Genomic DNA, 25,141 nt, shown 5'->3' with positions numbered 1-25,141 from the left:
AAACTGTAGGTCTATTATCAAAACCGTAGCCTATTATCAAAACGCCCTCCATGCTTTTCGGCAATGCCTTATTGCGATGCTTTATTGCAATGGAGGGCGATATCATTTTAGGATTCGAATATCCTGTTTTCTTCAGACGTGGGTGGCTCTGGTATTGCTTCTTCGCCGGATGGTAAGTCGGCGGGGATTACCGTGATGGCCTCTTCTTCTGATGGCAGCGAATCCGCGGTCATTTCTTTGGGCAGTATTTTCTTGTTATCCAGCCCCAGTTTACGCATTTTTTCTGCACGCCCTACCAGGTTGCCGTTGCCGGTGATGAGCTTATTCATAGCGCCATCATACACGTTCTGGCTACGTTTCAGGTGCTCCCCAATCAGGCCCATATCTTCTGCGAAGCCTACAAACTTATCATAGAGGGCACTACCCTGCCGTACAATTTCTTCCGCATTTTTATTCTGCTTATCCAATCGCCACATGTTATCAATTACCCGCAGCGTAGCCAGTAATGATGGCACACTTACCAATATGATTCTTTTACGGAAAGCAAAGTCGTACAAATCTTCATCCTGCTGCATGATGGCCAGCGCATAAGCCGGCTCAATGGGGATAAACAGCATTACAAAGTCGGTGGTGTTTTTATAGAGTGTATGATATGCTTTGGCGCTTAATTCGCTGATATGGTTTTTAACCGACTGCAGGTGCATTTTCAGTGCATACTTTTTATCGTCTTCCGTGGTAGCGCTGCAATATTGTTCATACGCTTTCAGGGATACTTTGGAGTCGATAACCAGTTGCCGGTTTTCAGGCAATTGCAGTACCATATCCGGTTTTCTCAGCTGCCCGGTTTCATCTCTTTGTGCGTCCTGTGTAAAGTAATGCACACCCTTTTCCAGGCCTGATGCTTCCAACACCCGCTCCAGTATCATTTCTCCCCAATTCCCCTGTTTCTTGGTATCTGCTTTCAGCGCATTGGTCAGGTTGTTGGCTTCTTTAGAAAGGGTTTGATTAAGTAGCAGTAACCGCTGCAATTCATTTTTCAGCTCTGTACGCTGGGCCGTTTCCGCCAGCAACGATTGTTGCACGCTACTACGGAAGTTATCTATCTTCTCAGATAACGGCTTCAGTACATCATCCATCTTCACCTTATTCTGTTCCATAAAGGTGCCGGATATCCGCTGTAATAGCTGCTGGGCAATATTCTCAAATTGTACTTTAAAGTCCTGCTGTACCTGTTGCAGCCGTTCCTTTTCTCCCAGCAATTGTTGCTGCAGGTATTTATTTTGCTCCATCAACCGGCCTTGCTCTGACATCAGCACAGAAAACTCTTCGTTTATCCGTTCCAGTTGCTGCTGTTTCTCTTTCACCAATGCCGCTTTATCATCCAGCATACTTTGCAGGTAGTCTTGTTTGGCTTCCAGCAGGTGATATTGTTCCTGCTGAGCAGCATAACTGGCCTGCAGACCGGTATAACTGGTTTGCACAGCAGTAAGTTGCGCTGTCTGCGCCGCTTCCTGTGCCTGCAGCGTTTTTTGTTGCTGTTTCACGGTAAACAAAGCATACCCCAGCACCAGCAAACCTATTCCCGAAATAATCAATAGTATCAGCATGATAATCTTCCCCCTTTAACAATAATACTTTTTTTCTACGCATTGAATTTGCGTTGCAGATCCGCATTAAGCTGATTAGACTGCTTTTACTTAAAACAACGCAAAAAAATTCGGGAAGACATAAGCGCACAAATTCACTTATATCTTCCCGAAACTTATAAAATCAGGTTAATCCTGATCCGGATAATATCTACTATAACCGCTCGTACAGCTTACGCAGTCTTTCGCGGGTCATGATTTCTTTCCAGTCTTTACCCAGGGCGTTTTCCCAGAGTGGCGCCATACCCAATGATACATTGATCATAGTGTCGAACTGCTCGTCGGTTAAGCCTTTGGTGATACCCTGCGGTATCTCAATGTTATGCTTTTTCACCATTTCCTTGAACTTGGCCACGCCTTCCGGATAAAACTCTTCCAGCTTGTCGAACACAATACAGTTACCGATACCGTGTTTAGTACCCAGCAGGTACGCCAGGCCATAGCTCACCGCATGCGCTACCCCTACCTGAGAATAAGCAATGCTCATTCCACCGGCATAAGATGCCATCATCAGTTTCTCATCTGCATCATCATCCCATTGCTCTTTCTGCAGGAAAATTTCTTCACACAGCTCCTGTGCTTTTTCCCCGTAAGATTGACTGAATGCGTTCAGATAAGTACCCTGCAACGATTCCACGCAGTGGATGAAGCAGTCCATGGCCGTATAAAAGCGCTGGTTAGGCTCCACTGTTTTAGTTAGCGAAGGGTCCAGTACAATTTGATCAAAAGGAGTAAAGTCAGAGTTCATACCCAGTTTACGGGTAGGGCCGGTTAATACGCAGGTACGGCTTACTTCCGCACCGGTACCGGAAATTGTAGGAATACCTACTTTATATACACCCGCTACCTTCACGAGATCCCAACCCTGGTAGTCGGCAGAAGAACCTACGTTCGTCATCATCAAAGCTACTGCCTTGGCCATGTCCATCACGGAACCGCCACCAATACCAATGATACCGGATACAGTGCCAAATTCAGCCTTCAGCTCATCCCGGATTTTATCTACCGTTTTGGTTTTAGGCTCATCCGTTACATCAATCACCACAATCTTGTCCTTCCCCTGTAACGGTATACGGGACAAAAATTCCTGCTTATCCTGGAAATACTCATCCACAAAAAATATCATGGGAGCATCACCTACGCGCTTAGGGGCCAGTATTTCACCCAGCTGATCAAAACATCCGCTGCCGTAAACTACGTAGTCCACCATTTTAAAGTTCCTGAATTTCATATATCCCTGTTAGTTAGATGTTATAAAAGTTTTGCCGCTTTCTCCAGGTCTTCCGGAGTATCAATTTCTACGCCCATGTAAGACGTTACCACCATTTTCATGGGGATACCATTCTCCAGGTAGCGCAAACATTCAATCTTTTCTGCCGCTTCCAACGGGGTTACCGCCATTTGCGTGAAGTCGAGTAACGTTTGTTTGCGGAAAGCATAAATGCCGATATGCTCGTAGTAGATCGACTGCACATTTTTATCCCGTGGATAAGGAATCACAGAGCGGGAGAAAAATAACGCGTTGAAGTTTTTGTCTACCGCTACTTTCACGTAGTTAGGATCTTCAATGGAAACAGGATCTTTCAATACCTGCATCAATGATGCTACCTGTACTTTTTTCCCTTCTTCCCCTTCAAATACCTTCAGCAACTTTTCCAGTGGCTCCTTCTGTGTAAATGGCTCATCTCCCTGAACATTCACTACAATATCCACCTCCATGTCTACAACAGCTTCGGCTATACGATCGGTACCGCATTCATGTTCCTTCTGGCTCATGACAGCCTTTCCGCCATTATTAACAATTTCATTGTAGATCAGTTCACTGTCTGTTACCACCATGACCTCATCAAAAACCCCGGTATTTACAGCGGATTCGTAGGTACGCAGAATCACTGTTTTATCGCCCAGTTTTGCCATCATTTTACCTGGAAAACGGGAGGCGCCATAACGGGCAGGTATCAACGCAACTTTTCTCATGTTGTATAATTTTGATCGCGCAACGAAGCTGAGCAGCAAAGACGTAAAAAATTAAATTACAAATTTCCTGACGTCTTTACTGCCTTATGTGTTCTTACAATGCGCTTTTAACAGCCTTCACCAGCTTTTCAGCTCTTTCCTGAATTTCGGCATCGCTCCAGCCCAGGTTAATAGGTGTGGAAATGTTTCTGCCGATAATGATATCAGAAGCTGGGAATTCTTTTGTTTTATACACTTCCATGGCCTGTTTCAGCTCTTTCGCAAAAGGACTTAATACCGCTCCTTCTTTGAAGTGCTGCCACTGACGGATGTAGTGCCAGTTGTTATTGTAGTAGTGGAATGCCGCCAGGCCAGCCGCCTTCATAGCCGCTGCTGCCTTCTCTGCACTGGCCGTATCCGGCAGGAAGAACGACAGGAAAGTAGCGCTATCGCCAGCTTCATCCGGTAAGCGACGGAAAGTTACGCCAGGCACAGTAGCCAGCGCATCTTTGAATATTTTCTTGGTTTTACGTTGTATCTCCAGGAAGTTGTCGAGCTTGCGGATTTGCGCCAGCCCTACTGCCGCATGCAGTTCCGAAATACGATAGTTGTAACCAATAAACGGATGCAGGTCAGCACCACGATCAACGCCGAGGTGATCATGTCCATGGTCCGTGTATCCGTCACATTTAGTATAAACGTCTTTGTTGTTGGTAATGATGGCACCACCTTCTGCGCAGGTAATGGTTTTTACAAAGTCGAAAGAGAACGTACCGGCGTCACCGATAGATCCCAATGCTTTGCCTTTGTAAGAGGCGCCAAACGACTGGCACGCATCTTCCAGCAGGAGGAGGTTATGTTTTTTGCAGATCGCCTGCAGGGCGTCCAGATCGGCCATAGCACCGCACATATGCACTGGCATTACGGCTTTGGTACGTGGCGTGATAGCCGCTTCCACTGCTTTAGGGTCCAGGGTGAGGGTATCATCCACATCTACCAGTACCGGGATGGCGCCTACAGAAAATACGGATTCAAAGCTGGCAACAAATGTAAAGGTGGGCATGATGATTTCATCGCCGGCACCGAGTCCGAGTGCAGCCATCGCTGTGGTTAATGCAGCAGTACCACTGGAAGCAAGCTGGGTATACTGTACATTCAGTTTATCGCAAATGGCCTGTTCCAGCTCTTTTGCTTTCCAGATGCCTTTACGCGGACCATCAAATCCGTAACGCATCATGATACCGGTTTCCAGTACGTCGTTTACTTCTTTCCTTTCCTCGGCTCCAAATAGTTCATATCCGGGCATAAACTGTTGATTTTTAAATATAATTGTAAGTGATGTGCAAAAAATAATGTTGCAAAGTTACTATAATCAGCATTGCGTTACATCGGAAAAACTGTTTATCTTTTGCTAAAAATTTAACATGCGTTTTATTCTGTTCCTTATGTTATTGGGCGCTACAGCAGCCTTGCCCGCCCAGGCTCAGCAGGCTCCTTCCGGCGATCAACAAAAAATAACCGCCCTGATGACAGCCCAAACCACCGCCTGGAACAACGGAGATATCGATGGCTTCATGCAAACCTACTGGCATTCCGATTCCTTGCTTTTCGTTGGTAAAAGCGGCATTACTTACGGCTGGCAAGCCACTTTGGACCGCTACAAGAAAACTTATCCCGATGCCGCCACCATGGGTAAACTGGATTTCAAATTACTGGAATTCAAACCCCTCGCCACTGATGTATACCTGTTAGTTGGTAAATGGCATCTGCAACGCAGCATTGGTGACCTGGAAGGCCATTTCAGCCTGATATTGAAGAAAATAAAGGGAGAATGGAAAATTATAGAAGACCACACGAGTTAAAAAAAAACCATCCTGTGACCAGGATGGCCGTTATACACCACAACATTAAAGAAGTTCGGACTTCTTCATGAAAAAAAGTAGGGCCTTCAAATCCGATATGGTAATATGTTCAATGCTCTTGCATTTGTTTCATATAGCGGCTCACAAAGACTATTCCATCCCGGAAACAGGCCATTTCCGGGAGGATAGCGAACTGTATACGGGGCACCCTCTCCACAAAAGGCTGATTCACAATGGGAAAGAAACACAACGAACAGCTGCTGAAATATAGCAGTTGTGATTAACATTAGATTTACAAAAGCTATAATCAATTTTTCATATCTACTTCCTATCTTTGGTCCTCGTTTTAACCCATAACCTCTGGTCAACCAACTATAGTTTTAATCACGTTCCTTTCCTAAAGCCTCTTTTTAGTTTTAATCCAAGTCCTGTTTAGAGCCCGTTATCTATTTACTATAACTTATTACTGGTTATGTACGGGAAAATTATGCGTACTGCCGTCATTATGATGGCCACTATTTTTTATTGCAGTTGCACCAAAACCGCTGGTGTTACCCCTCTTGAAGCAGGCAAAAATCCGCCGGCAGACACTTCTATCGTTCCTGAAAACAAGGTAGACCGTAGCGCCTTGCTGGTACTGGTGAATGGACTACGCAGCCGTGGCTGCAAATGTGGAACGGATCAAATGCCGGCAGTAGGAACACTTACCTGGAATGGCTTGCTCGAAAAAGCGGCTTACGATCATAGCAAAGACATGTCGATCAATAAATACTTCGATCACAACTCTCCCACTGGCTCTACACCTGGCGCCCGGCTGGATGCAGCCGGTTATAAGTGGAATTACTACGGAGAAAATATTGCCACTGGCAACATGGATGAGCAGGCAGTGGTGCTAGGCTGGTTAAATAGCCCGAAGCACTGTCATAATATGATGGACCCTACGTTTACAGAAATTGGTGTGGGACGCTACAATAGCAGCTGGACCATGGAGTTGGGTAAAAGAGGCGCTGCACATTAATCAGGGCGCGCTCATTTTTTTACGCCATGCGCGCCGTAAATAGTAGAGGTATGCCAGCAGTGTAATACCAAACCAGCAATAGAAAAAAATCATCCGGCCGGGGGTGGACGCCTCTGGCTCTGCAAAGCCGAGATACAGGCCCAGGAATACATTGCTCAACGCCCAGAATAAACCAATGAAGATGGTGCGCATGATTTTTATGAGAAAATGAAATAACTCATAATCCATCTTGTTAGGATCTTCCGGCGGTATTTCCTGGTTTTCTGTTATAGCGGGTTCTTCTGCCATAGTGAATGATATGCGCTACTAAGGTATGCACAGTTTTGCAAGTGCAGCACTATCTCCCTTAAATACGTTGAAATCGACGGTGGTCCGGATACCATTTACCCGGCCAATGTCGCTGTGCTGCCAAAACAGCCAGGCCCGGTCAGAACGGGGCTTTTCTTTCTGGTAGTAGTGCGCAATCCATAATGGGTAACGGTCGAATTCATCGCCCAAATAGGTTTCATAAAAATGAATATTGGTGTAGATAATGGGCTTTACCTTATACACTTTCTCCATTTCTTCCAGCCAGATCTTTGCAGTGCTGCGGATTACAGCCGCCGGCTGGTTATTACTGGTTTCTATGTCCAGCACCGGGGGTAGATCTCCGGATTGCAGGTCGGCTACGTTGTGAAAATTAATGGCTTGTTTCAACGGATCGCGGGTAGCATAAAAAAAGTGGTACGCCCCCCTGATAATACCGGCCTTCCCTGCCCTGTCCCAATTTTGCTTAAAAGCAGCATCCTGGCGGGTGATGCCCTCTGTAGCCTTAATAAAGGCAAAGGATATACGAATTTTATCTACCTGCATTTGTTTAACAGCTTGCCAGTTAATATCCTTCTGAAACTTTGACACATCAATTCCGTGAATTTTGTAATTCACCGGCATATCTATTCCAAATTCCTCATACCTCACAAAGGTGATCCCTTTATCTCGCTCCTTCCACCATAAATAGGCCAATACAGCCACTATTACTAATAATAATCTGATCCAGATGCTTTTCACTTTGCTTCAGTTAGTTGCAGGGTAATTGGGTAAGGGTGCTGTAATAATTGCCGACAGCCCTTTTTTTTCAGCAAGTATAGGCTATAATTTGTTTAAAGGGGCTACTTTTACAATGGTCAAGTGAATTTTTATGCCCGATTTTAACCTGAAGGATACCCTTAATTTGTTTTCCAAATTCACCTTTCGCCGCGGTATTAACGCAGGAAAAGTGCTTGGCAGCTATTTTATGAGCAAGTGGACCGGAAAGCCTGTTCAATGGGGATATCCTATTTCTATCTCCTTTGAGCCTACCACCTCCTGCAATCTTCGCTGTCCGGAATGTCCCAGTGGATTAAGGGCTTTTACACGCCCCACCGGTATGCTGGAACAGGATTTCTTCAGAAAAACGATCGATGAAATTTCAAAAGAGCTGCTGTACCTGATTTTTTATTTTCAGGGAGAACCCTACCTAAACACCAGCTTCCTTGACATGGTAAAATATGCTTCTTCCAAAGGCATTTACACCGCCACTTCCACCAATGCCCATTATCTGACAGATGCCAATGCTAAAAAAACCGTAGAAAGTGGGTTGGACAGACTCATTATCTCTATTGACGGTACTACCCAGGACGTATACACGCAGTATCGGGTAGGTGGCCATCTGGACAAGGTGATCCAGGGCGCTAAAAACATTGTGAAGTGGAAAAAAGAATTGAATTCTTCCAAACCCTTTGTATTCTTCCAGTTCCTGGTGGTAAAACCCAATGAACACCAGATAGAAGAGATAAAGCAACTGGCCAAAGAAATAGGTGTAGACCAGGTGCGGTTTAAAACAGCTCAGGTATATGATTATGAAGAAGGCAACCGCTTAATTCCTACTATCGACAAATACTCCCGGTACCATCGTAATGAAGACGGTACTTACGCCATTAAAAACAAGCTTGGTAACCATTGCTGGCGCTTATGGCATTCTCCGGTAGTTACCTGGGATGGCCTGGTGGTGCCCTGCTGCTTCGATAAAGATGCACAACACCGCCTCGGTGATCTGAAAAAAGAATCTTTCAAAGCACTATGGCATAACAAAGAGTATATCCGTTTCCGTAGTCAGATCCTCGAAACCCGTAAAAACATAGATATCTGCGCTAACTGTAGTGAAGGCACCAAAGTGTGGGGCTAAACCTATCCAGTTAAATTATTTTTTCTGATTGACAACCAATCAATTACTACGTTTATAGTTTATATACTACAAAAATAGTTTTTAAACTACAAAAATAGTAATAGATTAGTGTTATGAAGAAACTATCCCGTAAAGAAGAAGAATTAATGCAGGTAATATGGGACCTGGAAAAAGCATTTGTAAAAGATGCCATTGAGCATTTACCCGACCCCAAGCCTCATTACAACACCATTGCTACGCTCATGAAGCGGCTGGAAGAAAAAGGATATCTCGCCCATCATGAATATGGTGGCTCCTACGAGTATTATCCGATCATTAAAAAAGAAAGCTATAAAGACACCTTCATGAAAAAGGTGCTCAACACCTTCTTTGATAACTCCTATCTCAATATGCTGGCTTATTTCGCCAAAGAAGAAAAAATCAGCCCGGAAGAAATGAAGGAACTGGTAAAGATGATTGAGAAAGATAAAAAATAACGTGTATGCCTACCCTGTTCTTATATCTCCTGCAAGCGTCAGGATGCATGACGCTCTTATATCTCCTTTATATCACCTGCTTTAAGCAAGAGACATTTTATCGTTACAACAGGATACTGTTGCTCAGCGCATTTATCTGCTCTGCGATACTACCGCTGCTGCCCGTTCCAGCCTTTCAATGGGCATCAGCGCCTGCAACGGATGCTCCAACTGCCATGGTGTATTTCAATAATGCTCCTTCCGCCCAGATACATACGTCCGAACATCCGGGTGCAGTAGCGCATTTCTGGTGGGAACCATTGATGCAGTATGCTGTTACCGGGATGCTGGCCGTATATATTGGTGTAGCGCTGATACTCCTGTTGGTACACATACAGCAGCTGATAAAGATCCGGCAACTGGCAAAAACAGGACATGCATACACAAAAAATAATATCCGCTATGTGCAAATAACCGGACTTACTGCACCCTTCTCTTTTCTACAGACTATCTTTTTTGATCCTAACGCCCACGAGCCTACGGAATTACAACATATACTCAGGCATGAAGAAGCGCATGTACAACAGCGGCATTCTGTCGATATCCTGCTGTCATCGCTGTACTGTTGCATTTGCTGGATAAACCCATTTGCCTGGATGTGCAAAAAGTCGCTGCAGCTGAACCTGGAGTTTCTGGCAGATGAGGCGGCGCTACAGGCTTTTGACAGGTCTACTGCTTACCAGTACAGTTTACTAAAGATGGGGGCCCGGCGCAGCCCCGTGGCCATTGTGAGTCATTTCAGTAAATCATTCATTAAAAACAGAATACTTATGATGAACAAAACCCAATCCTCCCGTAAGCGTACCTGGCGGTACCTGTTGTTGCTGCCAGTGCTTGGCCTCACAGCGGGCCTGCTGTCTGCCACGGCCCCCGTCATTAGTTCACAGGAATCAGGAGCAAACAAGTACCTACTCTCTGAAAATGGTACCATCAACGGTATGGTGACCCGCCTGACCACTGATCAGGATTTGGCAGACATGAAAACTGCATTACGTGAAAAAGGTATCAATATGACCTATTCAAAGTTGAAACGCAATGCCGCCGGCGAAATTATCAACATTGACTTTGATGCGAAAGACCATCGTAGTGGGCTCAGTGAACAATCCTTCACTTCTCCTATTACCACTTTCTTCTTCTTTTTTAACGACACGATGAGCGGTATAGGACCACGCCCTTTCTTCATAACACCTAAAACGCTGATTGATCGTGGAATTGCGGAAAGCAATGGCTGGATAAGAGGCGTTACTACAGATAGCACTTTTCTTACCCGTTTTCCAGGAGGCAAAGAAGCTTATAGAAAAACAATTGCGAAGAATGTACGTTATCCCAGGGTTTGCCAGGAAAATAATATTGCGGGAGATGTATTGGTTCAGTACAAAATCCAGTCCAATGGTGCGGTAACAGATGTGGAAGTATTAGAAACGCCGCATAAGGCTTTAGGAGAAGAAGTAAAGCGGGTTGTGTCGTCTTTCCCTTCTTTTATGGCAAGTTCCACAGGTAAAACGGAAACAGTCACCCTTTCTGTGGCATATATACTGGAAGGTGATTCTCCAGACAAACGCATCGAGGGGAAACATGATAGGAACCCCGATGTAACCGTTATGGGCTATGCCGCTAAGAAATAATTATTCCGCCACAGGTTCCTTCTTCTTTTTCCTGGATTTAGTCACTTTATTAAACAGGTTGATACCCAGTTGAACGCCGATAAATTCCAGGACAGTCATTAACGCCCCGGTAGCAAAATTCTTTACTTTACCACTTCCCCAGGCCATCTTAGCCATATTAAAGGCTATGTTGAAGGCACCCGTATGTTTGGCGCTACCGGGGATCACTGCATTCAGGGCCATCTTTTTATAGTTGTCCCTGAAATAATCTACCCGGTTCCCCATTTCATTTTCTAACTCTTTGGAGCGCATTTTCAAACGGGTAATTTCCAACTCCAGTGTTTCGAAGCTGTTTATTTTTTTAGGCATGTGTAAAGGTTTTGCATTGATTATCCTCTTGCGGTGTTTTCTGTAGCTTCATCATCAGGAACATACCCATGATCCTCCGCCGCCGTCACAGGTGGTGCCTGTTTTGGGCGTTGGTTATGAATGTGGTTGGAGCGTTCATCGCTGTCGGTCATCTCATCCACTAATTCTGCAATCAATAAATTAGCCAGCGGCCGTTGTATCAATTGCTTACGGAATATCAGGATGATGAGRAATAACAACACAAACAAGCCGGCAGCACAGCTAAACCCAATGGTAAAGCTACCTGTCATTTCACCGATCCAGAAACCTACCACCATTCCCAGGAATACAATCACGAAAAAGAACAGCAGAAAAGCCATCGTTAATGAGAAAAACAATCCCAAAGCTTTCGATAACTTTCCTGCTGCCTGGAGCTTAATCAGGTCCAGTCTGGTTTCCAGGTATTCCCTGGCTACTTTTCCCGTTTGGTTAAAGTAGTTGCCGAAATTATCTTCCATGCAAATAAATTTATTCAAATGGGGTTTACGCCAACTCGTTCTCTAACTCATCCTGAAACTGATCTTTCTTTTTTCTCCATTTTTCTTTCAGCTTGTCAGACTGATCTCTCAGCTTTTCTACCAGCTCATCTTTTTTGTCTGAATTCAGAAAATAACCTACTGCAACGCCTACGGCTGCGCCAACGATAAATGAAACCACGGCTTTTGAACTGTTACTCATAACTAAGGTTTTAAAGATGTTATAAATTAGGTTTTCTTTTTTTGTACCATGGATTCAACAAACATTATTCCATAAATGACAATTATACAAAACTTGCGTGCCAAATCCCCGCTTTAAGAACAAGCACCCTGCAATTTTGTTTACTGCTTAGAGCGGCATCTCCATTGCTGTTGGTCTGCTTTTTGACATTCGGGAAAATTACACGATATTATGTACTATGAGCTATCTTGATAATGACCGCCTTAAACAAATCGGCTTTCTGTTACTGATCCTATTCCTTGCCATTCTCCTTTTTCTGGAGATGTTTACCTTTTTCCCCGGCTTTCTAGGGGCTGTAACCCTGTACGTGATTTGCCGGAAGTGGATGTTCCGGCTAACGGAACAACGCAAATGGAATAAGAGCCTGGCTGCCACGCTATTGTTGGTGCTTTCCTTCCTCATCATCCTGCTCCCGGTAGGCATGCTCGTTAACATGCTCACCGCCAAAGTAACTTATGCTGTTGGTCACTCTACGGAGTTGATTAACAGCCTGAAACAAACCAATACCCGACTGGAAGAATACCTTGGATTTGGCTTGCTCACGCCCGATCGCATCCAAAAGCTACAGGAAAAAGTTACCGCCATACTACCGGGCTTCCTGGGCGCCACCTTCAATACCCTCACCTCCATTGCCATGATGTATTTCATGCTCTTTTTTATGCTGGTAAACGGACGAAAAATGGAGGAAAACCTGTATGAATATATTCCCCTGAAAGATGAAAATGTGGAACGATTGGGTAAAGAGTTCAACACCCTGGTCATTGCCAATGCGGTGGGTATTCCGCTCATTGCGATTGTGCAGGGCATTGTGTCGCTGATTGGTTATTTAATATTCGGTATCCCGCAGCCCTTCTTCTGGTTTGTGGTCACCTGTTTTACCGCTATGCTGCCTGTTATTGGTGCGGCGGCGGTATATGTACCATTGGGCGTATATCTGCTGGCGGTGGGCAATACCTGGCAGGGTGTTGCTATACTGGTGTATGGGTTTGGTGTTGTGGGTACTTCCGATAATATTGCGCGAATGCTGCTGAACAAGCGGATTGCAGATGTACATCCGCTGATTACCATTTTTGGGGTAATCATTGGCGTTAGTCTGTTTGGTTTTATCGGACTTATTTTTGGGCCATTGCTGATTTCCATGTTCATCCTCTTACTGGAAATATATGGAAACGAGTTTGTGGTAAAGAGAAGAGATCTGACCACCAAAAAAGCAGCCGCCAAAGATACCGATTAACGGTAATAGTTATTGTCGCCGATATATTGAATCACATTGTCCGGCACCATAAAACGTACCGACTTCCCTTCTTTTATCCATTTGCGTACATCCGTGGCCGAGATATCCAGCATAGGGGCGTCCAGTATTTCTATTTGTGCACCAAAGGTATCTGTAATATCATGCCCCGGGCGGCGGTATACATAAATCGGATAGTTTTTTACGATGTGCTCATAATTTTTCCAGCGGGGCAAATTTTGAAAACTATCGCTACCCATAATGATGGCGAATTCCTGGGTGGGGAATTTTTCACCGAGGTAAGCCAGGGTATCTACCGTATAAGAGGGTCGTGGTAAAGAAAATTCGATATTACTGGCGCGCAGGCGTGCTTCGTCTTTGATGGCCAGTTCCACCAAATGAAAGCGATCATGCTCGTTGAGCAGTGCTGACTGGGGTTTCAACGGATTATGCGGAGAAACCACCAGCCATACTTTATCGAGATCAGTATTGTACGCTACGTAATTGGCAATAATCAAATGCCCCGTGTGTATAGGATTAAAAGACCCAAAATACAAGCCTATTCTCATGTTTCGTCGTATAAATTGCCAATGGCGACATCAAATAATGCGTGTAAAAATAGGTATTTAAAGCGGGAACATAGAAATAAGGCTTATTCCAGTGGCTTAAACTGCTCAAACACTTGTCCACATGCCTTGCAAAAATGAATCGCCCGGCAAAGCGTAGAACCAAAAGGAGAACGTAAATAGGTTTGTTCGCTACCACAATGCGGACAGGGAACTTCCAACATTATTTCTGTACTTACTTCTCCGGTTAATACCTTCGGAGGCGCAATGCCAAAGTTTTTCAGCTTCTCTTTGGCAGCAGGCGTCATCCGGTTGCTTTGCCAATGTACCTGTTTATCTACTTCAACACTTACGTGGACGCCTAGTTCATTTTCCAGGGTTGTTTTTATGTTATGCTGGATATAACTCACAGCCGGACAGGCCGCAAATGTGGGAATCATTTTCACATGTACGCCAGCGTTACCCAGGTCCACTTCCGTGATCATACCCAGGTCCATGACACTTAACACCGGTATTTCAGGGTCCATCACATGTTCCAGCGATTCATATACTGCCGCTATTGTTATTTTGTGAGACATTCTTTACCAGCTGGCCTCCGCATCCAGGTTAAACACTTCGCTCATTTCTTTTAGCAAGGGCTGCAGGTGTTCCGTATGAAATCCCTGCCGGCCGCCATACACCGGCGTAATGCTTTTCATATCCGGCAAATTAAGCGACGCCTGCACCAACACCGGGTAAATACGATCCATCCAGCGATGAAACAGCTCTTTCTCTCCCGGATATACTTTATCTGCTATCAATACCGATTCATGTTCCGGAGAAGCTTCAAACAAGCCAGCTGCCAACGCGAATGTATCATTCAGCGATTGCTGCATCCGGTGATAACTCTCGTCTCCTGCTTTACTGAGTTGCATTAACCACGCATTGGCGTGGAGGGTATGATATTTCAACTCTCCCTTTACTTTTATACTCAGCATCCGGAATGGTTCAAAACTGCTATCCAGCAAGCTTTCATAACGGATCGCTTCTGCATGGTCAAACAAGAAGTGTCTTATCAGGCTAAAGTCGTACTCACCGTTAGGCATCTCTACCAGGTGCGCCGATTTGAATTCCTTTTCCGGCCGCAGGAAGGCAAACTTATCCGGATCAGGACCGGCCAGGTCTTCATGAAGAATACGGTACAATGCCCAGGCATGGCCTATTTTGTCCTGTGCCATGGAAGAAAAAGCAATGTCTTCTTCCATCACAGGTCCTAACCCTGTCCACTCAGAATTCCGATGTCCCTGAATCAGTTCATCATCGGCCATTTTTATGATCAAATCCGATATTGCTGCGTTATTCATTATTTGGACTGTTTGAATTTATTAATCTTCTCCATCACTTTAAAACCGCTGGCATCACGATAAGTTTTCTCCATGTTGTTGGCAAACATATCTTCGTCTTCCACATCAAAAGCCAGTATATCTGCACTTCTTACTACCCAGAGATTTACACATTTCTTGCGCCGGGCAAATTGTTCTTTGGCAAATACCAGCGCCAGTTGTGGGTCGGGAGCATGCACACATCCCACATGTTCGTGATGGGCGCCTCTTTTCTCCTGGTGAAATACTTCGTATACATTCCAGTTTTCCCCTTCTTCCACTTTCACTACTTCTCCCGCTTCGCCTAATTTCAGCCTGTTTACGCGGGGATCTAAAGAATCGTTCGACATGAATTATTGCGTAGTTTAAAATAGTAATCAGATGCGCTATGCCACTGGCAGGGCTCTTTTTTCTGTTGGTCTCATTAACGCCTTACGTACCCAGCGGCCTTGTTCTTCCGCCCATTTACGCACCTGTAAACGTTCTGCATTGCAAGGACCACCGCCATTAATGACCCGGAAAAACTCGTCCCAGTCGGGGTCGGTATATTCCCATTTGCCGGTTTCTTCATTTTTCTTCAACGCCGGATCAGGCAATGTCATGCCCAGCTCACGGATTTTCGGCACATATGATTCCAGGAATTGATTGCGCATATCATCGTTGCTGGCCATTTTCACTTTCCATTGCATCAGCTTTTCGCTGTGGCTGGAAGCTTTATCCGGTGGGCCAAAGAAGTGCATGATAGGCTGCCACCAACGATTCAGGGCATCCTGTAGCATCGCCTTTTGCGCCGGCGTACCAGTAGCCAGTTCAATAAAGGCATCATGACCTTGTTTCAGGTGAAAGCTTTCTTCATAACAAATACGCTCTAATGCCCTGCAATAGGGCCCATAGGAGCCTTTTGCATTGGCCACCTGGTTTACAATGGCGGCCGCATCTATCAGGAATCCAATTACGGCCACATCGGCCCAGGTTTCGGCCGGATAATTAAACACGTTAGAGTATTTGGATTTTCCACTGAGCAGATCGTTGATCATGGCCTCCCTGGACTTACCCAGTGTTTCGGCTGCATTATAGAGTAATTGTCCATGGCCTATTTCATCCTGGACTTTGGCAATCAATGCCAATTTGCGCTTAAATCCCGGCGCCCTGGTAATCCAGGTGCCTTCCGGTAACGCGCCAATGATTTCAGAGTGAGCGTGTTGTTCAATAAGGCGTATCAGCTGCCTGCGGTATTCTGTGGGCATCCAGTCGCCAGGTTCAATCTTTTCCCCTTTGGCAATACGTTCCTCGAATGCAGCGAGTTTTTCTGGCTCGTCATGCTGTTCTTCTTCACTCAACTGTTTCCTGTTGGGTTCATCGAAAATATATCCACCGCCGTACATAGTGCGATTGTTTTGGTCGAGAGTAATTTACGGAAAAAAGCCCGTTTTAGCCCGAAATCATTGTCAAATCCTTATCAATGAAATGTTATAGAATCGCCAAATTTTCCCGGTATGAAACAGATAGCCCGGTATTACATTAATTTTATTCCGGTCTATTTCGCTCATGCTATCATATACCGCTATACTGTGCTCACTGTTAATGTCCAATGGACAGCACCAACCGTGCGTTCCTCCGGTAAAGCACCACCAGTTTACGGTGATACAGCTGAATTTTGAGGAAAAACAAGACGGCGCCTCTCCCACTTCAGATACCGTTTTTTACACCCCCAACCGCCGGCTGGAATGGACCGATTTCCTGGCCCAACCATCGCCTTCCGGCCCCAGCGCAGCCGTGGCATACACCAGCTTCGCCTACGATGGCAACAGCAACCTGGAAAATGATACGCTACGCATCACATTACGACTGCAGGTATTTTTCATCAAAAGCGCTTCGTGGGTAAGACCAGATGCCAGAAACAGCTATGCCCTGGCACATGAACAATTGCATTTCGATATCACCCGCCTGGTAGTAGAGCGGTTCAAACAAAAGCTCCGGCAAACAGCCCTCAACCGGGACGACTATGATAGTATCATACAATATCAGTATCTTCAGTCCTTCCGGGAAATGAATAAGCTGCAATACAAATTTGACCAGGAAACCAATCACGGACTGAACCCTGCCGCACAATTGCGCTGGCGGGATAAAGTAAATGTAGGCCTTAGAAATAATGGCGTACTCCCTGAAGAACTGGGTATTGAAGGTAACGTCATCATACCGGACCGTTAAACTATGCCTTACGTATAACCATACGCGTTATACAACCTAAAAACTATCATTACATGCAACCTGGCCACTTTAGCAAAACACTGCTCGGAGCGTTTTTGGTGTTTCTGACCCTGCAAGCCTGCAACAAAAACGATACTATCACACGGAACCGGAATACCGGAAAAGGCATTTATGACAGCCTCTTTTTCATTTCCAAAGATATTTACCTATGGACAGATGCGTTGCCCGATTCCGCCACATTCAAACCGAATGGCTTCTCAGACCCCAAAAAGATGTTTGATGCGCTAATGTCTTACAAGCGGGATAAAGATAACAACTACCTGGACCGGTATAGCTTTCTGGATAATGGCGGCACTTCACGGGTGCTCCAACAGGGCATAGCCGGTGATATTGGCTTTGAAGTGGGGTTCCAGACCGCAACCACCCTGAATGTGGTATACGTGTATCCCGGATCACCGGCAGATAAAGCGGGTATAAAACGTGGCTGGCAAGTGACAGCGGTGAATGGAGTTACCAGCTTCCAATATCGGACTGATAATACCAACAATTTACTGAACAACGCTTTTTCCAGCAACAGCGCTACATTTGCCTTCCGTAAACCAGACAACTCTACACAGCAACTTACGTTGAATGCGGCTACCTATAAAGTAAATCCTATTCTTTATTCACACATATATGATTTCAATGGTACTAAAACAGGTTACTTTGTTTTCAATAATTTCCTTGCTTTAGATCAGGTCAAAACCTCCATTGATACCACTTTTAACGCGTTTGCCAAAGCCGGCGTAAAACAAATTATCTGCGACCTCCGCTATAATGGCGGTGGCGCATTAAATACCGCTGAATATCTCGCAAATAAACTGGCGCCGGCCGCCAAAACAGGTACGGAAATGTATACACAGTATTTCAATAATAATGTGAATACTCAAAAGTTTAGCCCGTATTTCCAAAACATGAAGGCGGTACCCTACTATCCAACCTATAACTGGTCTGAAATCTTTTATCAGGAAGCCACTACTTATAAAACGGCTAAGTTCCAGAAAGAAGGCGCCATGGAATTCACCAAAATAAACTTCCTGGTAACAAGAAGTACGGTGTCTGCCAGCGAAATGCTGTATAATGTGCTGAAACCTGTGATGAACGTGCAATTGGTAGGCGATTCTACCTATGGTAAGCCAGTAGGATTTATTGCTATTTCCTTTGGCAATTATGATATGTATGCAGTAAATATGCAGCTTAAAAATGCCGCTGGTCAAGGAGACTACTTCAAAGGGCTACCACCGGCAATTAAAGCCAAGGATGATTTTTCGCTTGATTGGGGTGACTTAAGTGATCCCCTGCTTCGTGCTGCGTTAATAGATATGGGCGCACCAGCAGCAGCTTTGGGACGTACTGCTAACCTTTCTGCAGACAGGCTGGCCCAAACACCGGCTAACAGACTGGATGCCACCCACTTTAAAGGCATGATACAGACATTCAAAAAATAAGTGCATTATTTGCAGCTGCAGTAGATAGCCGGCGTTATACATCTCCCGAAACTACCTACTGCAGCTATTTTTATTACATTGTTTTTGCCTCACTAAACTTATTCTCCGGCATATCACTATCCATTTTTTTCACTACCGATATAATTGTTTGCACCGCCCTATAGTAAAACGAATGATTAATCCGGGAATACTCATCCGAAACGTGGTGATAATCGGGATGGTCTTCTACGCCAAAATAAAGGAAAGGAATTTTTTGCTTAAAAAACTCGTACTGATCACTTTGCGAGATCCAATTATCTGCGCCACTGTCGGGCTTATCATGTCCGGCAATTAGCTGTACACTGCTGCTGGCAGCTATTTCATCAATATATTTTTTGGTATCCGGAAACTGGGTAGTGCCACAAACATATAGTTCGTTCTTATCATTATGGGCAATCATATCCATGTTGATATTCTGACGGATCTGTTGTAATGCAATGGGAGGCTGTGATACAAAAGCTTTTGCTCCCTGCAGCCCTTCTTCTTCCCCATCCAGCGCTGCAAAGATGAGGGTATAACGTGGAGGGTGTTTCTTAAAGTAGGCCGCCAACGCCAATAATCCTCCTATGCCGGAAGCATTATCATCCGCGCCGTTATAGATAGAATCAGTGCTGTTGCCGGAACTGCGTATCCCCAGGTGATCATAATGCGCAGAAATAACAATGACCGTACTTAATTTACCGGGAATATAGCCGTAAAGGTTAGTTCCCATGACCTTCTTATCTCCATCCTGGAAATAAAACGGATACTCGTAGGTGTCGTGATATGCAGAGATGCCTATCTCCTTGAAGCGGTCGATAATATAAAACTGCGCCATGCGACTGCCACGGGTGCCGGTTTTACGGCCTTCAAATTTATCGGCCGAAAGCGTGCGTACGTCTTTCATGAGTTGGGAAGAGTCTACTGTACTTTTTTGGGCCACCACGGGTAGCGCAAATAGCAGACAAAAGCTATAACAAAGCAATTTCATAAACATCGCATTTATGATGAACGATAAATGCAATGTACAAGATATTATTTGAAGATATTAAAGATGATGAAACTGCAGATATAGGCCAGTGAAGTCATATACAATAGCTGTATGGCCGGGTATTTCCATGATTTTGTTTCACGTTTAACAATGGCCATAGTACTCATGCACTGCATGGCGAATGCGTAGAAAAGCATTAACGACAATCCGGAAGCCAGCGTATATACCGGCGCTCCATCCGGCCAGGTGGCAGATGAGAGCTTTTCGCGCAAAGTGGCGTTATTGTTATTCGGATCTTCTCCTACACTATAAAGCGTTGCCATGGTACCTACAAATACTTCGCGGGCAGCGAAAGAAGTAATCAAAGCAATCCCTATTTTCCAATCGAATCCTAATGGGCGAATAGCTGGTTCAATCGAGTGTCCCAACATTCCTGCATATGAATTAGATAACCTGGCTGATTGGAACTCCTTATTCAGCACGGCCGCTTCTTCGGATTTGGGATCTACTTTTGCTAATAACGGCTCGTATTTCTGATGTACCGGCTGCATGCGGCTGGCAGGGCCATAAGAGGCCAGGAACCACAATACCACTGATATCACAACAATCACTTTACCGGCGTCTTTCACAAATATTTTTGCCTTTTCTACCATGGTAGTACCTACGTTAGCCCAACGGGGAGAACGATAAACCGGCAGCTCCATGATAAAATAACTCTTCTCTTTAATACGCACAAACAACTTCATCAGCGCCGCAATAAAGATGGCCATGAAAAATCCGAGCAGGTATAAGCCCATCATCACCAGACCTTGCAAACCAAGAATACCAAAGTGTTTATCTGGTATTACCAACGCAATCATCATGGTGTAAATAGGCAACCTGGCCGAACAGCTCATCAATGGTGTTACCATGATAGTGATGAGTCGTTCCTTTTTATTTTCGATGGTGCGGGTAGCCATGATCGCGGGTACTGCACAGGCAACGCCACTGATGAGCGGCATCACCGATTTTCCGTTTAGTCCTACCTGCCGCATTAAGCGGTCGGTTAAGAAACTGATGCGCGCCATGTAACCGGTATCTTCCAGGATGGTGATCAGCCCAAACAGGATCATGATCTGTGGAATAAATACGGCAAAGCCGCTGATACCAGCCAGTATACCATTAATGAAGAAGTCTGTGACTTTATTATCGGGCAGGGTACTGCTGAGCCATCCACTCAGCGCGCCGAAACTGCCTTCAATCCAATCCATTGGATAAGAGGCCAGCCAGAAGATGCTCTGGAACAGGAGGAACATCACCACCAGCAAGATGGCATATCCCCAGAAACGGTGCAGGAGGAGGTCATCAATTTTTTCTGAACGCAATTGTTTTTGCAGCGGATCATTTTCCACTACGGTTGCTTTCATGATATGTTTGATACGGGCATACCGTTGTACGATTTCCTCTGCCTGTATCTTGGTTTTATTAAACGGGTGGGTTTGCAATGCAGTTTTGATGGACTGCTTCTGCGTATTGTTGATAAAGCTGAGGTCTTCTACGTTAACGGCTATATGTAAAGCACCGTAATCGCTTTTACAACCTGGCACTGCACTCTTCACTTCGTCAATCACCTCTTTGGCCAATGCGCTGTTATTAATAAAATCCCTGGGCGGGGTTCTATATTGGGAGCGGATCGCCAGGTCTATTACTTTTTTGATTTCAGTTACCCCTTTGTTCTTCCTTGGGTTGATGGCTACCACCGGTACGCCCAATTCTCTTTCCAGACCATCGAGATCTATTTCCACCCCTTTCTTGCGGGCAATATCCATCATGGTGAGTCCAATGATCACGGGTATTTTCAGGTCTATGATCTGGGAGCAAAAGAGCAGGTTACGTTTCAGGTTAGAGGCATCGGCCACGATAATGACCAGGCGGGGGGTATCTGCGCTGTTTTGATCAATCAGCACATCGTATGTCACATATTCATCCGCACTTTTAGGATACAGGCTATAGGTTCCGGGCAGATCAATAATATTGGCGGTGACGCCAGCAGCGATCTGAGCTGTTCCTGTTTTCTTATCTACTGTTACTCCGGGGAAGTTACCCACCTTTTGATTTAAGCCGGTGAGTGCATTAAAAAGGGAACTTTTACCACTATTCGGATTTCCAACCAGCGCGATGTTTATTGGTGCCTGCATTCCTTATCTTATCCAATTGTTAATGTTGTGACCTGAATGTGCAAAGTTAAACATTAATCAGCCGGTTGAATGATCCGATCGGGAAAATCTGACGGATGGGGTATGTTAAAAAAAAGTGAAGTGAAAACATGGCGGCGTTTTCACTTCACTTTATTCGTTATTAAGACATTATGCTTACTAACTATTATATCTATTTACCATTACAAACCTCAGAAATGCAACGTTCACATCGAAAGAGTCTGTTTTTTTGACGGCTTTGATCGTGTTTTGAGCAGAAGGGCCTTTGTAGCGATATCCTTCGTGAGAGGTAGAATCACTTTTCTCTTTCGGAGTAGTTGATTTTTGCTCATCCATATCATTGGCGCCATCTGGTGTCATTTTCAGGTTCAGTGGACCGTTTTCATCATTATCGTAGTTATCGCTGTCCCAATCTTCGTCACGGCTGTTGCGGCTCACAGAGTAGTTGCGGGATACTTCCCGGTCAACGCTGATGGTTTTACCCACCGGCACTCTGATCGTAACGATCACATGTTGATTACGATATTTGGTACCCCGTGGCAAAGAGAATCCTTCTGGCAGGTAAAGAATAGAATCCTTTTGATTCAGGCGGAAGGAGATATCATCTGCGAATTCTTTTGCCTGTGTTACGTTACGGCCTCTTGATATACGTGCTACCTCAACGGTAAAGCTGTCGGTAGGACTTTTCAATATTTTTATACGGATGTCATTAATGAGTACGGTATCGTCAGCAATCAACAAATGATCATCGAAGAAGGCGAAGTGTATGTCATCATCTGATTCCGTGAGGATACCACCTGGTGCTCTTTTCAGGATCAGTTTACCCTTTGTTGGCTGTTGAACAGCAAAGGTTTCAGTTTCCGTAGCGGGTCTTCTGAAGTCTTTTATCATGGAGGTAGTTACCACGGCAGCAAATACCAGTCCCAGCAACCAAAGGAAAGTCAGGGTATAGCCAGCGTAGCGGTTAGTTTCTTTCACTCCGGTGAGTTTACGGATGATGAAAATAGCCATTGCAACAATTGGAATACCGATAATCAATCCAAGGGCAGGCCATAACAGCATACTTTGTCCGCTGGTGAACAAAAGACTTTTCATTGGGAAAACGGCCGCGGAGAACATTGCCATACCAATAGCTGCTATAACGAAGCAGATCAGTATAACTACCAGGATAAAATAAAAGATTCCTTTGGTAACAGTTACTAACACCTGTCCTAAACCATTTGCGAGGTTTACGAAAAAGCGTTCAATGTCGCTACCGACTTGCTTTCCGCGGCCCTGAGAAAAATTTCGGATATCATCTCCTACATTTTTCGCCTGACCTTTAATATGATTTAATTCTTCCTGGATGGTAGATCTGATGTTATTCAGATCTACCTTTTCGCCTCTCATTTCAAGTTTCTCCGCAGCTGTATCTGCAGATGGGGTGGCAATCCAGAGGATGAAGTATACCAACACGCCGGAGCCAAATCCACCAACGGCCAGCAGGGCGAATATGATACGGAATATAACCGGATCTATATTAAAATAGGCGCCTAAACCGCTACATACACCACTCAGCACTTTACTCTCCGGATCACGGTATAGTCGTTTACGCGGACGGGGAATGAAGTTATCATCAGCGGTATCCTGTTGCTGTTTCGTATTTTCAGAAGAAGCGGCATCGTCAAACTGCTCAGGGGTACCCATGGAAGCTTTTACGGCTAATACATCTTCATCGGTAATGCAATGTGCACCTTTCTTAAGTTGGTCCTGGAACACTTCAGCAATACGGCTTTCAATGTCAGACACAATTTCATCTCCACCCTCCTCTTTCGAAAAATATTTTTTCAGGCTGCCAAGATACTGACTCAGTATCTCGTACGCGCTATCCTCTATGGGGATAAGGCGGCCTGAGAGATTTATATTGATGATCTTTTTCATTACTAGTTCATTTAGGTTTTAGGTAAGTCTTCTCTTAAAGAGGTGTACTATTTTGCGTTAGTTGATGTACTGCGTTAGCCAGTTCATTCCAGGTGCTTTCCAATTCTTTATAAAAGGTTTCGCCTTTATCTGTCATGGAAAAATATTTTCGTGGAGGTCCAGAGCTACTTTCTACCCAGCGATAAGTGAGTAGTTCCGCATTTTTCAATCTTGTTAATAGGGGATAAAGTGTGCCCTCCAGGATATCCAACTTTGCTTCTTTCATCTTTTCAATGATATCTGAAGGGTAAGCTTCTCCCTGCTTAATGATGGACAATATGCAAAACTCCAGCACTCCTTTCCTCATCTGCGATTGTGTGTTGTCAATGTTCATGGCAAGTGAGCTTTAGTTTTATTAATGGTGGTTTCTGACAGTTTGTATTTAAAGTGTAATAGCTATTGTTTCATTTCTACAACACAAAAATAGGAATTATTTACTACTATGCAATACACAATACCATAGAAAGCAAAATAACTTGCTTAGGCTATTACCTGTTTGGGGAGCTAAAAATGAATACTGGCGTGTGTTTTCTATACACAGGCAGATAAAAGTGGCAACACTTAAAAGTGATGAACGGTATTATTAAGGGATAAATGGATATTTACGACAAAAGCGGTTTTTTGTGTTAAATTGCTTTAACATTTTTTTAATTAACCATCATCACCATTTATGCTTTCCCTCAATTACATTTGTACAAGCGTATTATACACATGAAGAAAATTATCGGCATATTCCTGCTGGCACTTATGGTGTCTCAACTGCTTCCTATCAAGGAAGTAGGGAAGTTGCTGTTTAATAATCAGATTGTGGAAGAGCACCCGGTTGACTGTGGTGCTGATCATGTAAAAATTGCGAAGGACCTGAAATTCTGTAAGCAATTTGATGAAATACAGTTCAATCCGCTGCTCATTATTGGTATTATGCAATATCAATTTATGGAAGATATTCCGAGTAACCCAGCTCAGGAAATACACGCTCCCCCTCCCAATATGCATATCGCATAATTTCTATTGCAGTTGTACGCACAACCGCTGACGTTTCTATTCATTTTATTTTATTCATCTTATTACTGCATGGACTTCGTGTATCCGCTAACGTGATACGTGTATCAAGTCTTCAACAGTAGTATCATTCTTCCTGGTTGTTTCCACGGTGGCGGCATTGACGCTATCCGGAAGCGCGATTCCTAAAC

At 44.6% G+C, this 25,141-nt stretch carries 27 protein-coding genes; 9 read left to right on the top strand and 18 right to left on the bottom strand.

The window, feature by feature from the left end; genetic code table 11:
- Positions 1-107: 107 nt before the first annotated feature.
- From AC1DFM_RS16040 to AC1DFM_RS16025, 4 genes are all read right to left on the bottom strand, one after another.
- Positions 108-1,607 (bottom strand): DNA recombination protein RmuC, encoded by a 1,500-nt coding sequence (locus AC1DFM_RS16040; RefSeq protein WP_477077741.1) that lies wholly within the window; start codon positions 1,605-1,607, stop codon positions 108-110.
- Positions 1,608-1,800: 193 nt separating this feature from the next.
- The gene (locus AC1DFM_RS16035) at positions 1,801-2,877 is read right to left on the bottom strand and encodes an iron-containing alcohol dehydrogenase family protein (protein WP_477077740.1); all 1,077 of its coding nucleotides are present in this window, start codon (positions 2,875-2,877) and stop codon (positions 1,801-1,803) included.
- A 20-nt stretch (positions 2,878-2,897) separates the two neighbouring features.
- Positions 2,898-3,623 (bottom strand): 3-deoxy-manno-octulosonate cytidylyltransferase, encoded by a 726-nt coding sequence (kdsB, locus tag AC1DFM_RS16030; protein ID WP_477077739.1) that lies wholly within the window; start codon positions 3,621-3,623, stop codon positions 2,898-2,900.
- Positions 3,624-3,717: 94 nt separating this feature from the next.
- Positions 3,718-4,908 carry a DegT/DnrJ/EryC1/StrS family aminotransferase gene (locus AC1DFM_RS16025; protein ID WP_477077738.1) on the bottom strand — a complete coding sequence of 397 codons (1,191 nt, stop codon included), beginning with the start codon at positions 4,906-4,908 and terminating at the stop codon, positions 3,718-3,720.
- Between the two features lie 118 nt (positions 4,909-5,026).
- Here AC1DFM_RS16025 and AC1DFM_RS16020 point away from each other — a divergent pair, with 118 nt between their 5' ends.
- Together AC1DFM_RS16020 and AC1DFM_RS16015 are read left to right on the top strand one after the other, a co-directional pair.
- Positions 5,027-5,464 carry a YybH family protein gene (locus AC1DFM_RS16020; RefSeq protein ID WP_477077737.1) on the top strand — a complete coding sequence of 146 codons (438 nt, stop codon included), beginning with the start codon at positions 5,027-5,029 and terminating at the stop codon, positions 5,462-5,464.
- Between the two features lie 472 nt (positions 5,465-5,936).
- Positions 5,937-6,482, top strand: a complete 546-nt coding sequence (locus AC1DFM_RS16015) for a CAP domain-containing protein (protein WP_477077736.1) — start codon at positions 5,937-5,939, stop codon at positions 6,480-6,482.
- On the opposite strand, the gene AC1DFM_RS16010 is transcribed toward AC1DFM_RS16015, so the two are convergent.
- Positions 6,483-6,770 carry a hypothetical protein gene (locus tag AC1DFM_RS16010; RefSeq protein ID WP_477077735.1) on the bottom strand — a complete coding sequence of 96 codons (288 nt, stop codon included), beginning with the start codon at positions 6,768-6,770 and terminating at the stop codon, positions 6,483-6,485. It lies immediately after the preceding gene.
- An 18-nt stretch (positions 6,771-6,788) separates the two neighbouring features.
- Positions 6,789-7,529 carry a glycoside hydrolase family 25 protein gene (locus AC1DFM_RS16005; protein ID WP_477077734.1) on the bottom strand — a complete coding sequence of 247 codons (741 nt, stop codon included), beginning with the start codon at positions 7,527-7,529 and terminating at the stop codon, positions 6,789-6,791.
- 130 nt (positions 7,530-7,659) lie between these two features.
- Here AC1DFM_RS16005 and AC1DFM_RS16000 point away from each other — a divergent pair, with 130 nt between their 5' ends.
- The 3 genes from AC1DFM_RS16000 (at position 7,660) to AC1DFM_RS15990 (ending at position 10,825) form a co-directional block, all read left to right on the top strand.
- Positions 7,660-8,685: an SPASM domain-containing protein gene (locus AC1DFM_RS16000; RefSeq protein ID WP_477077733.1), complete on the top strand. Its 1,026-nt coding sequence runs from the start codon at positions 7,660-7,662 to the stop codon at positions 8,683-8,685.
- A 113-nt stretch (positions 8,686-8,798) separates the two neighbouring features.
- Positions 8,799-9,161, top strand: coding sequence for a BlaI/MecI/CopY family transcriptional regulator (locus AC1DFM_RS15995; RefSeq protein WP_477077732.1), 363 nt, complete (start codon positions 8,799-8,801; stop codon positions 9,159-9,161).
- A gap of 5 nt (positions 9,162-9,166) precedes the next feature.
- Positions 9,167-10,825: a TonB family protein gene (locus AC1DFM_RS15990; protein ID WP_477077731.1), complete on the top strand. Its 1,659-nt coding sequence runs from the start codon at positions 9,167-9,169 to the stop codon at positions 10,823-10,825.
- Here AC1DFM_RS15990 and AC1DFM_RS15985 read toward each other — a convergent pair whose 3' ends face one another.
- The 3 genes from AC1DFM_RS15985 to AC1DFM_RS15975 are packed head-to-tail and all read right to left on the bottom strand — an operon-like array spanning position 10,826 to position 11,890.
- Positions 10,826-11,173: a hypothetical protein gene (locus AC1DFM_RS15985; protein ID WP_477077730.1), complete on the bottom strand. Its 348-nt coding sequence runs from the start codon at positions 11,171-11,173 to the stop codon at positions 10,826-10,828.
- Between the two features lie 20 nt (positions 11,174-11,193).
- Positions 11,194-11,670: a hypothetical protein gene (locus AC1DFM_RS15980; RefSeq protein ID WP_477077729.1), complete on the bottom strand. Its 477-nt coding sequence runs from the start codon at positions 11,668-11,670 to the stop codon at positions 11,194-11,196.
- A gap of 25 nt (positions 11,671-11,695) precedes the next feature.
- On the bottom strand, positions 11,696-11,890 hold the full coding sequence (locus AC1DFM_RS15975; RefSeq protein ID WP_477077728.1) for a YtxH domain-containing protein: 195 nt from the start codon (positions 11,888-11,890) through the stop codon (positions 11,696-11,698).
- 217 nt (positions 11,891-12,107) lie between these two features.
- Between AC1DFM_RS15975 and AC1DFM_RS15970 the strand changes: the two genes are divergently transcribed.
- The gene (locus AC1DFM_RS15970; RefSeq protein WP_477077727.1) at positions 12,108-13,163 is read left to right on the top strand and encodes an AI-2E family transporter; all 1,056 of its coding nucleotides are present in this window, start codon (positions 12,108-12,110) and stop codon (positions 13,161-13,163) included.
- On the opposite strand, the gene nadD is transcribed toward AC1DFM_RS15970, so the two are convergent.
- From nadD to paaA, 5 genes are all read right to left on the bottom strand, one after another.
- Positions 13,160-13,729 carry a nicotinate (nicotinamide) nucleotide adenylyltransferase gene (nadD, locus tag AC1DFM_RS15965; protein ID WP_477077726.1) on the bottom strand — a complete coding sequence of 190 codons (570 nt, stop codon included), beginning with the start codon at positions 13,727-13,729 and terminating at the stop codon, positions 13,160-13,162. The two genes, AC1DFM_RS15970 and nadD, sit on opposite strands and share 4 nt — an antisense overlap.
- A gap of 83 nt (positions 13,730-13,812) precedes the next feature.
- Positions 13,813-14,304, bottom strand: coding sequence for a 1,2-phenylacetyl-CoA epoxidase subunit PaaD (gene paaD / locus AC1DFM_RS15960; RefSeq protein WP_477077725.1), 492 nt, complete (start codon positions 14,302-14,304; stop codon positions 13,813-13,815).
- A 3-nt stretch (positions 14,305-14,307) separates the two neighbouring features.
- Positions 14,308-15,069 carry a 1,2-phenylacetyl-CoA epoxidase subunit PaaC gene (gene paaC / locus AC1DFM_RS15955; RefSeq protein WP_477077724.1) on the bottom strand — a complete coding sequence of 254 codons (762 nt, stop codon included), beginning with the start codon at positions 15,067-15,069 and terminating at the stop codon, positions 14,308-14,310.
- Positions 15,069-15,437 carry a 1,2-phenylacetyl-CoA epoxidase subunit B gene (locus AC1DFM_RS15950; protein WP_133807807.1) on the bottom strand — a complete coding sequence of 123 codons (369 nt, stop codon included), beginning with the start codon at positions 15,435-15,437 and terminating at the stop codon, positions 15,069-15,071. The genes paaC and AC1DFM_RS15950 overlap by 1 nt, the downstream gene beginning before the upstream one ends.
- 36 nt (positions 15,438-15,473) lie before the next feature.
- A complete protein-coding gene (gene paaA / locus AC1DFM_RS15945; protein WP_477077723.1) occupies positions 15,474-16,472 on the bottom strand; it encodes a 1,2-phenylacetyl-CoA epoxidase subunit PaaA in 999 nt (332 codons plus the stop codon).
- Between the two features lie 199 nt (positions 16,473-16,671).
- Here paaA and AC1DFM_RS15940 point away from each other — a divergent pair, with 199 nt between their 5' ends.
- A complete protein-coding gene (locus AC1DFM_RS15940; RefSeq protein WP_477077722.1) occupies positions 16,672-17,298 on the top strand; it encodes a hypothetical protein in 627 nt (208 codons plus the stop codon).
- Positions 17,299-17,351: 53 nt separating this feature from the next.
- Positions 17,352-18,785 (top strand): S41 family peptidase, encoded by a 1,434-nt coding sequence (locus tag AC1DFM_RS15935; RefSeq protein ID WP_477077721.1) that lies wholly within the window; start codon positions 17,352-17,354, stop codon positions 18,783-18,785.
- A gap of 73 nt (positions 18,786-18,858) precedes the next feature.
- Here the strand turns inward: AC1DFM_RS15935 and AC1DFM_RS15930 are convergent, their stop codons facing one another.
- From AC1DFM_RS15930 to AC1DFM_RS15915, 4 genes are all read right to left on the bottom strand, one after another.
- Positions 18,859-19,794 carry a M28 family peptidase gene (locus tag AC1DFM_RS15930; RefSeq protein WP_477077720.1) on the bottom strand — a complete coding sequence of 312 codons (936 nt, stop codon included), beginning with the start codon at positions 19,792-19,794 and terminating at the stop codon, positions 18,859-18,861.
- Positions 19,795-19,838: 44 nt separating this feature from the next.
- Entirely contained in the window at positions 19,839-21,971 is a 2,133-nt protein-coding gene (gene feoB / locus AC1DFM_RS15925; RefSeq protein WP_477077719.1) for a ferrous iron transport protein B, read from the bottom strand.
- A gap of 177 nt (positions 21,972-22,148) precedes the next feature.
- On the bottom strand, positions 22,149-23,909 hold the full coding sequence (locus tag AC1DFM_RS15920; RefSeq protein WP_477077718.1) for a PspC domain-containing protein: 1,761 nt from the start codon (positions 23,907-23,909) through the stop codon (positions 22,149-22,151).
- Positions 23,910-23,943: 34 nt separating this feature from the next.
- On the bottom strand, positions 23,944-24,282 hold the full coding sequence (locus AC1DFM_RS15915) for a PadR family transcriptional regulator (protein WP_477077717.1): 339 nt from the start codon (positions 24,280-24,282) through the stop codon (positions 23,944-23,946).
- A gap of 377 nt (positions 24,283-24,659) precedes the next feature.
- On the opposite strand from AC1DFM_RS15915, the gene AC1DFM_RS15910 reads away from it, so the two are divergent.
- Positions 24,660-24,953, top strand: a complete 294-nt coding sequence (locus tag AC1DFM_RS15910) for a hypothetical protein (protein WP_477077716.1) — start codon at positions 24,660-24,662, stop codon at positions 24,951-24,953.
- Positions 24,954-25,141: the final 188 nt, after the last annotated feature.

It is taken from the genome of Chitinophaga sp. 05T412 (assembly GCF_056396465.1).
Note: the sequence above shows the minus strand (reverse complement) of the source record. Positions and strands in the feature narration are given on the sequence as shown.

Bases quoted from the DNA above. Each gene is read 5' to 3' on its own strand.
- AC1DFM_RS16035 (WP_477077740.1), bottom strand. From the start codon at position 2,877: ATGAAATTCAGGAACTTTAAAATGGTGGACTACGTAGTTTACGGCAGC.
- AC1DFM_RS15935 (WP_477077721.1), top strand. From the start codon at position 17,352: ATGCAACCTGGCCACTTTAGCAAAACACTGCTCGGAGCGTTTTTGGTG.
- AC1DFM_RS16015 (WP_477077736.1), top strand. From the start codon at position 5,937: ATGTACGGGAAAATTATGCGTACTGCCGTCATTATGATGGCCACTATT.
- AC1DFM_RS15920 (WP_477077718.1), bottom strand. From the start codon at position 23,909: ATGAAAAAGATCATCAATATAAATCTCTCAGGCCGCCTTATCCCCATA.
- AC1DFM_RS15970 (WP_477077727.1), top strand. From the start codon at position 12,108: ATGAGCTATCTTGATAATGACCGCCTTAAACAAATCGGCTTTCTGTTA.
- AC1DFM_RS15915 (WP_477077717.1), bottom strand. From the start codon at position 24,282: ATGAACATTGACAACACACAATCGCAGATGAGGAAAGGAGTGCTGGAG.
- paaA (WP_477077723.1), bottom strand. From the start codon at position 16,472: ATGTACGGCGGTGGATATATTTTCGATGAACCCAACAGGAAACAGTTG.
- AC1DFM_RS15990 (WP_477077731.1), top strand. From the start codon at position 9,167: ATGCCTACCCTGTTCTTATATCTCCTGCAAGCGTCAGGATGCATGACG.
- paaD (WP_477077725.1), bottom strand. From the start codon at position 14,304: ATGTCTCACAAAATAACAATAGCGGCAGTATATGAATCGCTGGAACAT.
- AC1DFM_RS15975 (WP_477077728.1), bottom strand. From the start codon at position 11,890: ATGAGTAACAGTTCAAAAGCCGTGGTTTCATTTATCGTTGGCGCAGCC.
- AC1DFM_RS16010 (WP_477077735.1), bottom strand. From the start codon at position 6,770: ATGGCAGAAGAACCCGCTATAACAGAAAACCAGGAAATACCGCCGGAA.
- AC1DFM_RS15930 (WP_477077720.1), bottom strand. From the start codon at position 19,794: ATGAAATTGCTTTGTTATAGCTTTTGTCTGCTATTTGCGCTACCCGTG.
- AC1DFM_RS16025 (WP_477077738.1), bottom strand. From the start codon at position 4,908: ATGCCCGGATATGAACTATTTGGAGCCGAGGAAAGGAAAGAAGTAAAC.
- paaC (WP_477077724.1), bottom strand. From the start codon at position 15,069: ATGAATAACGCAGCAATATCGGATTTGATCATAAAAATGGCCGATGAT.
- AC1DFM_RS15940 (WP_477077722.1), top strand. From the start codon at position 16,672: ATGTCCAATGGACAGCACCAACCGTGCGTTCCTCCGGTAAAGCACCAC.
- feoB (WP_477077719.1), bottom strand. From the start codon at position 21,971: ATGCAGGCACCAATAAACATCGCGCTGGTTGGAAATCCGAATAGTGGT.
- AC1DFM_RS16020 (WP_477077737.1), top strand. From the start codon at position 5,027: ATGCGTTTTATTCTGTTCCTTATGTTATTGGGCGCTACAGCAGCCTTG.
- AC1DFM_RS15985 (WP_477077730.1), bottom strand. From the start codon at position 11,173: ATGCCTAAAAAAATAAACAGCTTCGAAACACTGGAGTTGGAAATTACC.
- AC1DFM_RS15950 (WP_133807807.1), bottom strand. From the start codon at position 15,437: ATGTCGAACGATTCTTTAGATCCCCGCGTAAACAGGCTGAAATTAGGC.
- AC1DFM_RS16040 (WP_477077741.1), bottom strand. From the start codon at position 1,607: ATGCTGATACTATTGATTATTTCGGGAATAGGTTTGCTGGTGCTGGGG.
- AC1DFM_RS15995 (WP_477077732.1), top strand. From the start codon at position 8,799: ATGAAGAAACTATCCCGTAAAGAAGAAGAATTAATGCAGGTAATATGG.
- nadD (WP_477077726.1), bottom strand. From the start codon at position 13,729: ATGAGAATAGGCTTGTATTTTGGGTCTTTTAATCCTATACACACGGGG.
- AC1DFM_RS15910 (WP_477077716.1), top strand. From the start codon at position 24,660: ATGAAGAAAATTATCGGCATATTCCTGCTGGCACTTATGGTGTCTCAA.
- kdsB (WP_477077739.1), bottom strand. From the start codon at position 3,623: ATGAGAAAAGTTGCGTTGATACCTGCCCGTTATGGCGCCTCCCGTTTT.
- AC1DFM_RS16000 (WP_477077733.1), top strand. From the start codon at position 7,660: ATGCCCGATTTTAACCTGAAGGATACCCTTAATTTGTTTTCCAAATTC.